Source organism: Planifilum fimeticola (assembly GCF_003001905.1).
GTDB classification, from domain to species: Bacteria; Bacillota; Bacilli; order Thermoactinomycetales; family DSM-44946; genus Planifilum; species Planifilum fimeticola.
In genome coordinates this window covers 54,390-70,557 of sequence record NZ_PVNE01000001.1, presented here as the reverse complement: position 1 = coordinate 70,557, position 16,168 = coordinate 54,390, and the positions used below count along the sequence as shown (strand labels likewise).

The 16,168-nt window shown below is 54.9% G+C and carries 9 protein-coding genes; all 9 read left to right on the top strand.

The window, feature by feature from the left end:
* The first annotated feature begins 486 nt into the window (after window positions 1-486).
* The 9 genes from CLV97_RS00275 to CLV97_RS00235 all read left to right on the top strand — a co-directional run bounded on the left by CLV97_RS00275 (window position 487) and on the right by CLV97_RS00235 (window position 16,068).
* A complete protein-coding gene (locus CLV97_RS00275; RefSeq protein WP_106343521.1) occupies window positions 487-1,830 on the top strand; it encodes a M28 family metallopeptidase in 1,344 nt (447 codons plus the stop codon).
* 166 nt (window positions 1,831-1,996) lie between these two features.
* A complete protein-coding gene (locus CLV97_RS00270) occupies window positions 1,997-2,779 on the top strand; it encodes an N-acetylmuramoyl-L-alanine amidase (RefSeq protein ID WP_106343520.1) in 783 nt (260 codons plus the stop codon).
* A gap of 722 nt (window positions 2,780-3,501) precedes the next feature.
* Window positions 3,502-3,999: a BREX-3 system P-loop-containing protein BrxF gene (brxF, locus tag CLV97_RS00265; protein WP_211295643.1), complete on the top strand. Its 498-nt coding sequence runs from the start codon at window positions 3,502-3,504 to the stop codon at window positions 3,997-3,999.
* A gap of 301 nt (window positions 4,000-4,300) precedes the next feature.
* On the top strand, window positions 4,301-8,014 hold the full coding sequence (locus tag CLV97_RS00260; RefSeq protein WP_106343732.1) for a DUF6079 family protein: 3,714 nt from the start codon (window positions 4,301-4,303) through the stop codon (window positions 8,012-8,014).
* Window positions 8,004-10,823, top strand: coding sequence for a DNA methyltransferase (locus CLV97_RS00255; protein WP_106343519.1), 2,820 nt, complete (start codon window positions 8,004-8,006; stop codon window positions 10,821-10,823). Before CLV97_RS00260 ends, CLV97_RS00255 begins: the two co-directional genes overlap by 11 nt.
* A gap of 250 nt (window positions 10,824-11,073) precedes the next feature.
* A complete protein-coding gene (locus CLV97_RS00250; protein ID WP_106343518.1) occupies window positions 11,074-11,538 on the top strand; it encodes a hypothetical protein in 465 nt (154 codons plus the stop codon).
* Window positions 11,539-11,584: 46 nt separating this feature from the next.
* Entirely contained in the window at window positions 11,585-13,189 is a 1,605-nt protein-coding gene (locus CLV97_RS00245) for an argonaute/piwi family protein (protein WP_170070295.1), read from the top strand.
* A 166-nt stretch (window positions 13,190-13,355) separates the two neighbouring features.
* Window positions 13,356-15,359, top strand: a complete 2,004-nt coding sequence (gene pglZ, locus CLV97_RS00240; RefSeq protein WP_106343516.1) for a BREX-3 system phosphatase PglZ — start codon at window positions 13,356-13,358, stop codon at window positions 15,357-15,359.
* Entirely contained in the window at window positions 15,334-16,068 is a 735-nt protein-coding gene (locus CLV97_RS00235) for a hypothetical protein (RefSeq protein ID WP_106343515.1), read from the top strand. Before pglZ ends, CLV97_RS00235 begins: the two co-directional genes overlap by 26 nt.
* The last annotated feature ends 100 nt before the right edge of the window (window positions 16,069-16,168 follow it).

The following is a 16,168-nucleotide window of genomic DNA, read 5'->3' as shown; positions in this document are numbered from 1 at the left end:
ATCCACTCCTTCCGAACCCTTGAAAAAGGAATGTCGAGTAGTTTAGTCGACTTTTCGCCACGTAATCATTCATATGTAGGGGACCTTGTGCCGGTGCCAGTTTTGCAGCAGTTTCAACGCCAGTACTACTTCTTCGGCCCTTTGTTCCGGCGCGTCGATAGATAGGGAGGTACGGTTTTCTCCAAAAAACGCATAAAAAAGGTAAACAAACTTAAATAAATTCCGATTAGAATACTTAGTTTTTAGAGAATGTTACCTTCCGCGAAGCGGCGTGTCAATAGGGAAGAGAATAGTTTTACTTTTTGGAAATTTTGGTGCGATCCTTTTGTTCGCCGACCGGAGGCGGCGTCCCGGCGGTTTGTCGAGCCCCGTTCCTGCAAGGAATCGAACCATTCCTTGTCGAAGCTTATTTCTGTCGATTTTCAATAATTCGATACGGAGGGATCGTTCGTGAGTGGGAACGGGAGAAGGATCGCCGCATTGGCAATGACAATGGTTCTCTTTGTCTCGGCGCTCTTTTTGGGGAATGCAACCGTCTCGGCGAATGCGTCCTGGGATCAAGAAATTCTCTCCCGGGTGGATGCCGATCGGGCCATCGAGCATGTCCGGGTCCTGTCGGAAAAGATCGGCCCGCGGGTCGGCGGATTGGAGTCGGAAAAAAAGGCGGCCGAGTACATCGCTTCCCAGCTCGGGAAACTGGGATATGCGATCGAGAAGCAGCCGTTCTCCGTTCCCGACCAATATATCGGCTATGTTCATTCGGGAAAGGAGAAGTGGCAGGTGGGCGCCTCGCCCGAAGGGCGGATCACCGGCAAGAAACCGGTTTCCGGCGATGTGATCGATGTCGGGAAGGGCCTTTCCGAGGAGGATTATGCGGCGGGCGCGAAGGGAAAGATGGTCCTGATCCAATACGACAGCGCCAACAGGGATGAGCAACTGAAACGGGCGGTTGAAAACGGGGCCAAAGGGGTGCTGTTTTACAACACCGTCGGCTCCCGGGGAAATTACGGCCCGGCCTTTTCTCCGCGCTTTGAAGAGAGGGTGGACATCCCGGTTCTCGGCATCTCACTGATCCACGGGCAGCGGCTGATCGAGCGGCTGGAAAAGGGCAAAGTGAGAATCAAGGTGAACACGGAACACCACGGCAACTTGTCATCCTTGAACGTCATTGCCAGTCGCCCGGCCAAAACGGGGGATCCCCATGCGCCCGTCGTGATGGTCACCGTCCACATGGACAGTGTGGTGGGAGCGCCCGGAGCCAATGACAACGCTTCGGGAACCGCGCTGGCCATGGAGCTCGCCCGGGTGCTCAGGAAACACGGGTCCGGCGTCGAACTCCGCTTCGCCTTTTTCGGCTCGGAAGAGCGGGGGCTTTTGGGTTCGCAGCATTACGTCAACCAATTGAGCGACGAAGAAGCGGACCGGATCATCGGGGTTTTCAACGCGGACATGGTGGCCACCAGCTATGAAAATGTGACCCACTTGTACGCGATGACCGTGGACGGAGAGACCAACCGCGTCGCTGATGCCGCAGTGAAAGCGGGGAAGCGGCTGGGCAAGCCCGTCGCCCTCGGCCGTTTCGGTTCCAGCGATCACGTCCCCTTCCATCAGCGTGGGATTCCTGCCGCCCTTTTCATCTGGATGCGGGTTGACAGTTGGGATCCTCTCATCTACGACATCGAGAAGGTCTATCACACTCCCATGGACACGATTGCGGAAAACATCAGTCCGGAGCGAATGCAGACGGCTTTGGAGGTGATCGGCTCGGCGGTGTTCGAGGTGATCCGGCAATCGGTACCTGTTCGGGAGCCGTGGCGGAAAGCGGGCTGATTTTCGACCGACATCGACAGGGATCCAAAGCACCCTTCGGGGTGCTTTTTTCATTGGCTTTAAAACCGCCTGCGGGAAATTGGTGTTGCGAATGTGCCGTTGTCTCTCACCTATCAATCTTTTTCGGAATAGATTATTAGAAAACAGAAAGGGAGTGGTGAGTTTTATGCCTCTCATCGTGATCGATCCGGGGCACGGGGGAAGCGATCCCGGTGCCGTCAACGGCAGTTACCAGGAGAAAAATTATACCCTCAGGATCGGGCTGAAGGTCAGGGACTATCTGCTGGCCAACTATCAGACCGACGTGCTGATGACAAGGACGACGGATACGACGGTAAGCCTGGCGAGCCGAACCAATTTGGCCAATTCCCGCAACGCCGATTATTTCTGTTCCATTCACATCAATGCCGGCGGCGGGACGGGATGGGAAAGCTATATTTACAACGGAAGCGTTTCGCAAAAAACCATCAACGCGCAAAACACCATCCACAGCACGGTGATGAACGCCATCGGCAGCAAATACGGTGTGAGGGACCGGGGGAAAAAGAGGGCGAACTTCCACGTCCTGCGGGAAACCGCCATGTCGGCCATCCTTCTGGAAAACTTGTTCATCGATCACTCCAACGATCTGAGCCTTCTGAACAACTCGACGTTCATCACCGATCTCTCCAATGCCATCGGGGAAGGAATCGCCAAAGCCCTTTCCCTTTCCAAAAAGGTCCTTTACAAAGTGATCGCAGGAGCCTTTAAGGATCGTCAGAACGCCGAGAACCGCAAAAACTATCTGTCCAGCAAGGGGATTTCCTCCGTGATCGTGCAGGTGACGATCTCGGGAGAGACCTGGTACCGCGTGCAGGCCGGAGCCTACTACTCCAAGGCGGAAGCGGAAGCCCGCCTGAAGCAAGTGAAGGATGCGGGAATCGGTGATGCCTATATTTTGGCAGCTTGATACTCACCCGCTTTGAGCCGCAAATGCCACCCATACAGGGGAGGCGTTGATTGTGTCGTCGACCTCCGATAGGGCAAAAACCCTCGGAGGTCGACGACAATTTCTATTTATTCCAAATACAGGAAAATCCGGATGGGATGCTGCGCGGAGGCAATTTCGCAATTGACGGAATTGCGTTGGGTGGGTACAGATCACCAAATATATGTTCGTGACACACAGTTGTCGCGAACATGTTTTATGATCGAATCGCCGGCACCCAAACAGGGATACCAGCGGTTACAAATTACTTCCCCTGTCCCCTATTTTTGATACAATAGTATTACTTCTTTCGACAAATTCTCGTTTGGAAGGAATCATGCCACCCCTTATCGCAAAGTTTATATGGAAGTTTTCTGAAGGCCAGGGATTTCCGAATTCGAATGAGCCGGAGAAAGGTCCGGCGAATCGACGGACCATTGCGCAAATTCACCAGATCCAACGATGACGGCCGAGGGACGACGGCGGTGGTGGCCAACCCTTTCCGAAGTGCCAACCGACCCCACGAACAGCCGACCAGCGAATATGTGTTTGGGACATTATGTTGTCTTGTGGATCAGTTACGATAAACCTTGAAAAATCACCATTTCTCAATCAGGCCATGAACCGTACCGTTCAGACAGATCTTATCCTGTTATTTGCACTTTTAGTTCATCGATCACGTTTACCGACTGGGGGCAAGTGTCTTGAGTGATGCCACTGTCGATCGAACAGCGTTCCAAGCGCTTATGGAAGCCGTCCGACAGATGCAAACGGGGGTTCGTCGACACCGTCTGATCCTTGTCGTCGGCCCGAGCGGTTCCGGAAAAACGGCTTTGTTGCGGGCGGCGGCAAAAATTTTGGCGGCACCATTACTCAATATCAATTTGCGTGTGAGCGCACGGTTGCACGAAGTGCCGCGTTCTCGCCACCCGTACGAAGTCGGGCGGATCGTAAGGCATATGATTGCCGATACAGCGTCCGGGACGGTCTTCCTCGACAATCTGGAGATGTTGTTCGCTCCGGAACTTCAGTTGGATCCGCTGCTGCTCCTGGAAAATGAAAGTCGCCATCGGTTGTTGGTCGCATCGTGGGCAGGACGACTGGAGGGAGAGGTTCTCGTATACGCCGAGCCGGATCACCCGGAGTACCGGCGGTATACAAACTTCCACGCGCATCTCATTTCCGTCGGCGGTAAGGTGTGAGGCTGAAACCAAACCCCTTGCGGCGTCGGGCGGGAAACTGGTGGTTGGAGCAGCAGTGACAAAAGCCGGGATGTGTTTGCTCCGGGAATCTGTAACAGTCTACCACCCCACTGTTTGGGATAGAGCGAGGCGGAGTGGTCGTCGTTATCCATGCTGAAATCGATCCTGTTGTAACGCGACCCGTCAACAACTCCCGAAATCGAAAAAATGGCTCCAACTCTTCTGGTCAGCTACATAACAAACAGAGAAAGAAAGGGAGGGAAGGGCGCATCGATTTCCATATCCGGTGTCGCCCGGTCAGATGAAGTATCGCGATCTGGTCCAATTTGAACCGATCGAATCTGTTGTTCAACTTATCGAGGCAGATGCAGTCGACTACGCCGAAAAACTGGTTACCACCTACGTGATTTCGGACGGAATGGCCGAGCGGTTGACGGAGGTGGTCTTTGAGCAGCTGCAATTCGAACGTCCCGCGGACAACAAGGGATTGCTCGTCGTCGGCAATTACGGGACGGGGAAATCCCACCTGATGTCTGTCGTTTCCGCGGTTGCCGAGCATGGGGAGCTGGCGGAAAAGATCCGCCATCCTGCCGTGCGCGAAAAGGCCCTGGAAATTGGCGGCAAGTTCCGGGTAATCCGCACGGAAATCGGCTCGACGACGATGTCTTTGCGCAATTTTGTCGTCGGTGAATTGGAAGCGGGTCTGGCTAAACTGGGCGTCGACTTCACCTTTCCGCCGGAGGAGGAAGTACGTAACAACAAAGACGCCTTTCACGCCATGATGGGGGCGTTTGAGACGCGTTATCCGGATCAGGGGTTGCTCTTGGTCATCGATGAGCTGCTCGACTATTTGCGCACGCGCAAAGAGCACGATTTGATTCGCGACCTCAATTTTTTGCGTGAAATGGGTGAAACTTGCCGGACCACCCGATTCCGGGTGATCGGCGGTGTGCAAGAGATGCTGTTTGACAATCCGCGTTTCCAGTTTGTCGCCGAGCAGTTGCGTCGCGTGCGGGACCGTTTTGAACAGGTGCGCATCGTGCGCGAGGACGTGGCCACCGTCGTCGCCGAGCGCCTGCTGAAAAAAGATGAGCGGCAAAAAGCGTGGGTGCGCGAGCATCTCGCCAAGTTCACCCGCCTGTACGACAATTTGAACGAACGGATGGAAACCTATGTTTCCCTCTTCCCCGTCCATCCCGCCTATCTGGAGGCGTTTGAGCAGGTGGCGGCCGTCGAGAAACGGGAAATCCTGAAGACACTGAGTGCGGAGATTCGCAAGCGGTTTGATGAGACGGTTCCCGAGGACGAGCCGGGGATCATCTCCTATGACAGTTACTGGCCGTATTTGGAGGGGAATGTCTCCAACAAGACCGATCCCGATCTGAAAAAAGTGATCGACACTTCCAAGGTATTGCGGGAGAAGGTGGTGCGCAACATCACCCAGCCTTCTTACAAAGCGCTCGCTCTCCGCATCGTAAATGCACTGTCGGTCCACCGCCTTACCACCGGGGACATCACCAACCGCATCGGCGTCACCCCGAACATGCTGCGGGACGATCTGTTCCTGTTCTCTCCGACGATTGCCGATGAGGATGCCGATTTTCTCTCGATCACCATCGAAACGGTCCTGAAGGAAATCCAGAAGGCGGCCAGCGGGGAGTATATCGCGTTCAATAAGGAAAACGGGCAATATTACCTTGACGTGGAAGGCGGTGTCGATGTCGAACGGCTGATTGAGCAAAAGGCGGAAACCCTTTCCGACGCCCAGTTGGACCGGCATTATTTTGATGCGCTGGAAAAGGCGCTCGAATGCTCCGATACCCCTTACCGCAGCGGGTTCCGCCTGTGGCCCCACGGGCTGCTCTGGGCTGACCGCAAGGTGACCCGTCCGGGCTACCTGTTCCTCGGCACGCCCAACGAGCGTTCGACGGCCCAACCGCCGCGGGATTTTTACCTCTATATGGTGCAGCCCTTTGACCCGCCCCGGTTTCGGGACGAACAGCGCGGTGACGAAGTCTTTTTCCGGCTGGTGCATCGCGACGATACATTCATGCACCACATGACGCGGTATGCCGCGGCCCGCGAGCTGGAGATCAACGCCACCACGGCCACCAAAAAGCGGTATGTGGATCATATCAGCCGCCATTTGAAGAGCTTGAACGCATGGCTCAGGGAGAATTTCGGAACGGCCTTCCGCATCACCCACAAGGGCGTGAGCAAGAAGGCCAGTGAATATCTGAGCGGTTTGTCTGCCAACGCCACCCTGCGCGAAATGGTCGACCACGTGGGTGCGGCCTGTCTCAGCGCCTGGTTCGAGGAACGTTATCCGGATTATCCCAGCTTCCGCGCAGTCCCCGGCAGCACCGGGATCACGGTGAGCAACCGCGACAGTTATGCCGACAGTGCACTCAAATGGCTGGCCGGGCACAAGACGGCGGGCGGAGAAGGGGTGTTGAAGGGATTGGTGCTGCTGCACGACGGTAAGGTGGAGCCTCAGCGGTCCGCCTATGCCAAGTGGATCCTCGACCTCCTGGAAAAGAAGGGGGAGGGACAGGTCCTCAACCGTTCGGAGCTGATCGAAGAGCTATACGGGGGCGAGGTCCAGGTGGCGGCCGGCCCGTTCCGGCTGGAGCCGGAATGGGTGGCGGTGATTCTGGCGGCATTGGTGTATGCCGGGCTTGCCGAAATCCAGTTGCCGGGGGAAAAGATCGACGCCACCGGGATGGAGCGGTTGGCCTCCCTCCCGGTGAAAAAGCTGGTGGAGTTCAAGTACGTCAAAAAGCCCTCCGGCCTGCCCCTCGGCGTGCTGCGCGAGTTGTTCGATCTCCTCGATGTGCAGCGTGGGCTCTTAAGCAACCCCAATGACCGGCAGTTGTTGGAGACCGCCGTCCATGCGATGCAGCGACGGATCAACGATTTGCTGGAGGCGACGGTGAAAACGCTGCGCGTGGTGAAAAGCGGAATTCCCTGCTGGGACGGGTTTGTCCTCTCGGAGGCCGAGCGGCAGGCATTGCAGGCACAACTCGACGGCTGGCAAGACTTTTTGCAGTCGCTCACCCGCTACAATACGCCGGCCAAGCTGAACAACCTGCACATCACGGTGGATGACGTGAAAAAACAACAAGCCGCCTTCAGCCAGTTGGCCCGGGTGGAGCAGTTGAAACAGCGCGCCGACGATATCCAGGCACACGCCGCCTACCTGAACGCCGCCGCTCAGACCCTTCCCGACGACCACTCCTGGAACCGGCAGGTGGCCCAACTCCGCCACCAGGCGATCGCTGCGGTACACGACGGTCGTGCCCGGGAAGTGGTGAGCAAGATGGTGCAGTTGAAACAAGCCTACATCGATCTGTACCTGGACCTGCACGGCAAACACCGACTCGGATATCAACAGGACGAACGGAAGGCCCGGCTGATCCGGGATCCGCGCCTCGCTGTCTTGAACGAACTGGCCCGGATCGAGCTGTTGCCGCGTCTGCAGCTCACCCGCTGGCGCGAGCGGCTGGCCATGCTTCAATCCTGCTGGAAGCTGACGCGTGATCAGCTGGAAAGCCATCCGGTCTGTCCGGCCTGCCGCTTCAAGCCGGCGGAAGAACCCACCCTGCCGTCTACCGATTTGGACACATTGGAGGACGAGCTGCAGAGGATGTTCGACGAGTGGACGGCGATGCTGCACCGTGAACTGGCCAAACCGGAGCTCCGCGAAGCGATCGATCTGCTCGCGCCGGAACAGCGGGAGCTGATTGAAGAATTTCTGAACTGGCAGGCGCAGTCCGAACCCCTCGACCCGGCGTTCATCGAAGCGGCCCGCACCGTGCTCCGGGGAATCGAAAAGGCCGTGCTTCGGATCGACGAGTTGGCCGCCGCCCTCGGAGGAGGAGCGCCCTTGACCGTCGAAGAAGTCAAAGCGCGCTTTGACGCCCTTCTCGGTAAACTGACACAGGGCAAAGAGCCGGCCCGCCTCCGCATCATCCTGCAATGGACGGAAAGAGAGGGGATTCACCATGGAGAATAAACAACAATCCTTACAACTGACCGAAGCGAAGGCCAACGGCCCCGTCACCTGTCTGGGGAAAACCTTTGCCAGCGAAGAAGAGCGGCGTACCTATTTTACCGAACGGCTGCGGGAGAAACTGCCGGAACTGCGGCAGATGGAAGGTTTTCCCCACGGAGAGGACGAGGACATCCTCGCCCTCTCCGATCCGCCCTATTACACGGCCTGTCCCAACCCCTTCATCGGGGAGATGATCGCCTATTGGGAGGCGGAAAAAGCGCGTCTGCAGGGAGAGGAGAACGAAGCGGAATACCGTCGGGAGCCCTACACCGCCGATGTGAGCGAGGGGAAAAACGATCCCGTCTACAACGCCCACTCCTACCACACCAAAGTGCCTTACAAGGCAATCATGCGCTATATCCTGCACTACACCGAGCCGGGGGACATCGTGTTTGACGGGTTCGCCGGCACAGGCATGACCGGCGTCGCTGCCCAGCTGTGCGGCGACCGGAAGGCGGTGGAAAGCCTCGGCTACAAGGTGTTGGATGACGGGACGATCCTCGACGGCGACAAACCGATCTCCAAACTGGGGGCGCGCCGGGCGGTGCTGAACGACCTATCCCCCGCGGCCACCTTTATCGCCTACAATTATAACACCCCCGTGGATGCGGAGGCCTTCAAAGAAGAGGCGGAGCGCATCCTGGCCGAGGTGGAGCGGGAATGCGGCTGGATGTACGAGACGAACCACACCGTGAACGGCGTCGTCCAGACCGACGTGGACGGTAAGCCGATCAAGGGGCGGATCAACTATACCGTGTGGAGCGATGTCTTCGTCTGCCCCAGCTGTGCCGAGGAGATGGTTTTCTGGGATGTGGCCGTCGACCAAGAGGCGGGTAAGGTTCGTGACACATTTACCTGTCCCGGCTGTGCGGCGGAATTGACCAAGCGCAGTGTGGAGCGGGCCTGGGTCACCACCTATGACACGGCTCTCGGCGAGACGATCCGACAGGCCAAGCAAGTCCCGGTGCTGATCAACTACAGCGTGGGCAACAAGCGCTTCGAGAAGCGGCCGGACGAGGCCGATCTGGCATTGATCAAGCGCATTGAGGAGAGCGAGATACCGTATTGGTTTCCGAAGGACGCGCTGCCGGAGGGATACAATACGCGTCAGCCTATGGAATCGCACGGTGTCACCCATGTGCATCATTTTTATACGAAGCGGAATTTGTGGGTGTTGGGAGCTATTTGGGATCGCTTTAAAAGGAACAAAAATAGATCTAAGGCAGCTTGTATGTTAGCGCACTCTGCTGCAAATCTTACAATATCCAAAATGAGACGTTTTAGGGCGGACAAAAAAGGTGGCGGACCCTTATCCGGTACATTGTACATTTCTTCGATTATTACCCCCCCCAATGCCATCCTTTCTGTTGAAAGAAATGTGGAATTTGTATTCAAAGGATTGCTTGCACTAAAAAATTTTAATTATTCTAGTATAGTTTCTACACAAAGCAGTAATTATTTAGGAATTCCCTCCAACTCCATCGACTATATCTTCACCGATCCACCCTTCGGGGCCAACTTCATGTACTCGGAGCTCAACTTCCTGTGGGAATCTTGGCTCAAGGTGTTTACCAACAACCGGCCGGAAGCGATTGAGAACAAGGTGCAGGGAAAAACACTAGACGACTACCGCCAATTGATGACGGCCTGCTTTAAGGAGGCCTACCGCGTGCTGAAGCCCGGCCGCTGGATGACGGTGGAGTTTTCGAACACCAAGGCCAGTGTATGGAACGCCATTCAGGCGGCGCTGCAAGAGGCGGGTTTCATCGTCGCCAATGTGGCGGCGTTGGACAAAAAGCAGGGAAGCTTTAAGGCGGTCACCTCGACCACTGCGGTGAAGCAGGATCTGGTCATCTCCGCCTACAAACCGTCGACTGAGATGGCGGAGAGGCTGGAACGCGCCGGCGGCACGGAACAATCCGCCTGGGAATTTGTCCGGGGCCATCTGGCCAACCTGCCGGTTTTCATCGGCAAGCAGGGGGAAGCGCTGGAGATTAAGGAGCGCACACCGCGCGTCCTGTTTGACCGCATGGTCACCTATCACGTGCAGCGGGGACTGCCGGTGCCGCTTTCGTCGGGCGAGTTTCAGGAGGAATTGTACCGGCGTTTTCCGATGCGCGACGGGATGGTCTTCCTGGAGACGCAGGTGGCCGAGTACGACAAGAAGCGTCTCCTGGCCAAGGAGTTTGTGCAGGGATCGATCCTGGTCACCGACGAGGTGAGCGCCATCGAGCGTTTGCGTCAGCTCTTGCTGAAGAAGCCGCAAACCTACGCCGAGCTCAACCCGGTCTTTTTCCGGGATATCCAATACATCGCCAAGCACGAGAAACTGCCGGAGCTTTCCGAGCTCCTGGAACAAAACTTTCTGCAATACGACGGCACGGGAGAGGTGCCCAGCCAGATCCACAGCTACCTCAGCAAAAACTACAAAGACCTGCGGGGCCTGGCCCCCGACGATCCGCGACTGGTCGCCAAGGCGAAGGGGCGCTGGTATGTGCCCGATCCCAACAAGCAGGCCGACCTGGAGAAATTGCGCGAACGCGCCCTGCTGCGGGAATTCGAAGTATACCGCGAAGAGATCAAGGGGAACAAAAGGCGCTTGCGCAAGTTCCGCACCGAGGCGATCCGCGCCGGGTTTAAGAAATACTGGTCGGCCAAGGAGTATGCGGTCATCGTCGAAGTGGGCGATCGCCTCCCCGACGCCGTGCTGCGCGAAGATGAAAAGCTGCTGATCTACTACAACAACGCGCGCAACCGCTTGGGGTTGTAAAGAGGAGAACAGGCCGGTCGAAAACCGGCCTGTCTCTTTAACCAAGATTGGGCAAGAAAGATAAGCTCATTGAAAAAGTTTTTTGAATGGGTCGGAGAGGTTGCACCGTTGAAGTTATACCCGAACAAAGGCACCCCCGTGCCAAAACCGGATTTCCTTTACCGTTCATCAAGTACTTTTACCAAGGACATTTACTTCGACAAAAATATAAATCCAGGGTACAATAAATAGAAAAAATGAGGTGGAAAATATGTATTTCTTTTCCGAATGGTTAATGACTCTCCATGCGGGAGAAATACAATTTCATCTCTACAAATTGCCCGTGCGGAACTATGAGGAAAAGGACTACGAAAACGGCTCCCTTTCACGGTTGGTTGCCAAGATGAACGGGGATCCCGTAGTCGCTTTTTACGGTCCCTATATTGGCTCGTTCGAGGAACTGAAAAAATGGCCGGAGGGATATGAAAAGGAACACGAATACCGGGCCATTGATTTGGAAAATGAGCGGGAACGGAAACTGTTGCAGCGTCTCATACTCAATGGGATCGGGAAGGCCAACAAATCCGAATACCATCATGATTACGGGACGTTTGTCGCGAAGAAAGGGGATTCCATCGAGGGTATCAGGGTTCACAAGGGCATTCACCTTGATGTTCTAGTGGAACCGAATGGAAACATCATCATCGGGTTCGACATGAAGTTCCGCCTGTTTTGAGAAAAACCTTTTTCAGATAATGCAGACGGAGCATGTGGTACCCGGAATGGGAGTTTTTGATCCCTACACAGGGACGCATTATGAATTTGTCGGTCAATTGGATCAAACGGTTTCCGATCCCATGGAACTGGGTGAACCCAGCCCGATTGAGTATTACCGAACAGTAAAGAAACGCCCCGACTTGGTAGCCCATATCCCCCCGCAAACTCCCGCAGTGAAAGTGAAGAAGAAGGGCCGGAACGCTCGTCCCTATACCTACATCCCCCAATTGCTGAAACTGGAATGTCATTATAGTGGGATCGATCCAAAGGTCAAGAAGCTAATCCGGTTAAGCACAAATCAAAAAACAAATCAATCAGCTAAATTGGCAGGTCGTTTAATAAGAAGATTTGATCAGACACTGTTTCCTTATGAATTGGGTCCCGAACCAAAGAATTTACAGGCCAAAGCGACGGGTTATCGAATCGTCGAAATCGATGAACCCGTTTTAAGGGTTGGCAACGATATTAAGGTGAAGGATTTTCGTAGGATCAAAAACGCTCTCCGTGAAGGCGGGGTTTATGCCCCTCCAAAGGAACCGTTAAAATACCAGTACCTGATTGATCATGATGTCTACAGTCATTCGCAATCGCTTCATATGAAGGACTTTGCGGAGGAGCTGGAAAAAACCTCTCGTGCGTGGGGTGTCCCCTTGAAGCGAATGAACATCATCAAACAGATTTCGTTCTCGAATCCTTCCCAATTGCGTCTGAAATTGAAGGAGTTGGATTGGGATCCGTCCGTGGTCACCGCCGTCATCTTCCATAAAAAGAACGAGTCCCGATACCAATTGATAAAAAACGAGTTGGGTAGGAACCATGGGGTAATGACACAATTCATTCAGTTGGAAACGACCGACAACACCTACGCCATTCCCCAAATTTTACTGGGGATCTACGCAAAAGGCGGGATTCAGCCGTGGGTATTGGATCAACCGCTTCATGCGAGTTGTTTTGTGGGGTTCGATGTCAGTCACGATCAAGGGAAACATGCAACCGGGATTGTTCAGGTTTTCGGCTATGATGGGAGACCGGTTTGGGTGCAGCCGTTCTCTTCCAATGAGGCCGGCGAGAAACTTGGCAAAGAGAGTATACAGAGGATAGTGATCGAAGTGATTCACCGGTTTAGAAAGGAATATGGCCGGTCGCCCGAGAATATTGTCTTCCACCGGGATGGAACCGGTCACAAAGAAGAACAAATCTGGATTTCGGAAGTGTTGAATGAATTGGATGAGCCCATCGATTTTGATTATGTTTCGGTTATCAAAAACGCGAACCGGAGGATGGCCCGCCTGGAGACTTCCGCCACCGAGAAACGGTACGTCAACATCCCCGGGACGGCCTACATCAAAGGAAACATCGCATATCTCTGTTCAACCGATCCTTCGGATTTCGTGGGAATGGCCAAACCGATAAAAATCCATCATCATACCGGTCCGACACCGATGGAACATCTTGTGGAAGATATTTACCATTTGTCATATATGAACATCCATACGGATCGAAGAGTGCGCCTGCCCGTTACCATCAACTATGCCGATAAAAGCTCAACGTTCTTTAACAAAGGGATGATGCCGGAAAATCCTGTTTTAAAGGGTATTGCAAGTGTTTAGAGGCTCCCGGATACGGGACCTTTTTTCTGGAACAATCGCCGTTGTCCGTGCTCGTGAGTGTGGCGGAAATTTGCGTGTAATCACAGGCAGGACTCCGATTAATAAGCTGGATTTATCATAAACGCACAATCATCAGGGTTGAACTCTATATCCGGAGGGAGAGTACATGGGAGACTGGCAAGCACGGATTCTGCAACCGTTTCATCCCGGATTGGCCAGGTTAACCTTGGTGTATGATCCCGACGATCTGATCCGCGAGGAGCACATTTTGGAAGAGATCCGCCGGCGCGGGTTCGAATTGTTGTTTTATGACGATCCGATCCGGTTTCGCTATGTGTACGAGTCAGAATATCGCCGCCGGTGGGACGGCGGGGAAAATGCGGAGTTGGTCGTTGTTTTTCCCTTTTCCATGGACCAGCGGGATCGGGTGCCGCATGACGTGCTGAGTGACGGACGAGAACTCTCCCTTCACTTGGCCGAGTTTTTTCCCCGGCTTTCTTATAGCGTGATCCGGGAGCTGGAGGCTCATGACTATGCAGTGCTATTCGCTGTTTATCCGGATTTTCGGGGTCCGTTGACCGATATGGCCACATGCGATTTTTTGCTGCGTCGCGTGTTCAAGGTGGCGGTTGAGCTGATTGAAACGGTGCCCGAGCTGCTGGCCTATCTGCTGTCACGGCACATGGCGGGGCGGGTTTATCCGAAGGTGCTGGACCAATATTTAATCGCCCGTTTTTCCGAGAAGGCCGCGTTGCGCGGTCTGCCTTTGGAAACCATTGTTCCGTCGAGGACAGCTTTTTTCCGCTTTCTGCAGGATGCCTGGCCGCGTTTTCTACAGTGGAAAATACGGGCGCAGGCGAAGGAGACGCCGGATCACCCATATGTATTCGGTGAAGGGGAAGAGGGAATTTTGCCCTTTGATCACGACGAGATCCGTCATCGCGTGGACAACCTGTTCATGGAGGGGTTCTTGACACCGGTTTCCGGTTTTGAGCGGGCTTCGCTCCCGGCCTGGGCACATGTCGGAGTGGTGCCGGAGGTGCCTGCCGACCCGCATAATCGCTTTGAACATTTGTTGAGGCAAGTGACCAAGGCGGCCGAGGAATTGGACCATCACCACGCATGGCAGGCATTGGTGCCCAAATGGGCGGAATTGTACGATTGGGTGTTGACACATGAAGCGGAACTTGAGAAGGATCGGCATCAGGCGTGGGTGAAACTGCGGGAAACCATCGAAGAACGGTTTGAGCGGTGGCTCACGGAACGCTTTTCCACATTGATTAACTTGTCGTATCATCCGCGCCCGGTCATGCTCCACCATGTGCCCCATTACTTGGCCAGTCGTCAAGGGGATCGCAGGACGGCGTTGGTGGTGCTCGATGGGATGAGCTGGGTCAACTGGGTGCAGATCCGCCGCCATCTCTCTGACATACGAAAGGAGTGGTCGTTTGCGGAGCAGGCGGTATTTGCTTGGGTTCCCACTCTGACCAATATCTCACGGCAAGCGTTGTTTGCCGGGGAATCGCCACTTTTTTTCAGCGAATCGTGGCAGACGACGAAGGGAGAACCGAAGCTGTGGCAGCGTTTTTGGGAGAATCAAGGCTTGCGACGAGGGGAGATCGGGTATCGGAAGGGTTTGGGTGAGGAGCCGATCGATACTTGGATCGAGGAGGTCAAGGCCCCTTCTCTTCGCGTCCTTGGCCTGGTTGTCAACGCCATCGACGACATGGCTCACGGGGTGCGACAGGGGGCGGCCGGACTGCGTTCGCAATTGGATGTATGGCTGAAGAGGGGGTATTTGTTGACGCTGATCGAACAACTTCTGTACAATGGTTTCGATGTCTATCTGACCAGCGACCATGGTCAGTTGGAATGTATGGGTACGGGACGTATCGATCAAGGTATTCTCGCCGAAACCCGCGGTCACCGTGCACGAATCTACGCGGATGAGGCTTTTCGCGATCAGGCCCTGACGAAACATCCCCATACGCTCGCATGGTCGCCGGCTGGTTTTCCCCCCGGTGTATTCCCCCTCTTGGCCCGAGGCCGTACTGCGTTTACCACAAGTCAGGGGCGGATCATGGCGCATGGGGGGATCAGCGTGGAAGAAGTGCTGGTGCCGTTGGTGAAAGTGGTGGATAAAAGTGGCCAAGATGATCATCGGTTTTGATTACCGTGTGACACTTGAAGATATGGAGTTTGCCGCGTTTCAGGATCCGAATCGGTCGCGCGGTGATTTGATCACGCTGTTTCGCGAGCATGTGGGTCGGAATCGTCCGGGCCGTACCACTCAGGAGAGTACGGCAACAATCATGCTGAATATATGGCATGGGCGTTCCGGTGAGACAGAGGCGGTCAGCCATTTGCGCATGCGCGCCCGCAGCTTGCTGACCGAGACAGAAGCCAGACAACGGCGTGCCTTGCATTGGGGTATGGCCCTGTTGGTCTACCCCTTTTTTAGGCATTTTGCTAAACAGGTGGGCTTGGCTTTGCAACTGGACCGCGAAGTGCTTGCGGAACGCATCAACCGCAAAATTAAGCGCATTTACGGGGAACGCCGCAAGGTGGAAGTGGCCAGTAAAGCGGTGATCTCCAGCATGCGGGAATGGGGTGCCTTGAAAATGGTGAGGCACGGCGTGTATGTGCCGACGGAACGATTGGCCATCGACCATCCCGACCTCCGGCTTTGGTTGGCTGAGGTGTTGATTTACGCCTCTGAAGCGGAGATGGTGCCCCTTGATGTGATCAATCGCTCGCCGGAGCTGTTTCCCTTTTCCGTAAACCTGTCAATTCCGGATCTGCGGGCGTCGGAGCGGTTGGAAGTGGACCGACAGGGGCTCGATTTGATCATGGTGGGGTGCCGGGAACGGATCGGATGAGCCAATCTGACCGTATCCGGATCATCTAAGTTAAATTTCACACTGTTCATGCCGGGCTTGTCAAAAACTGCGCCGCTTTCACGGCACCGTCGAAGTGGAG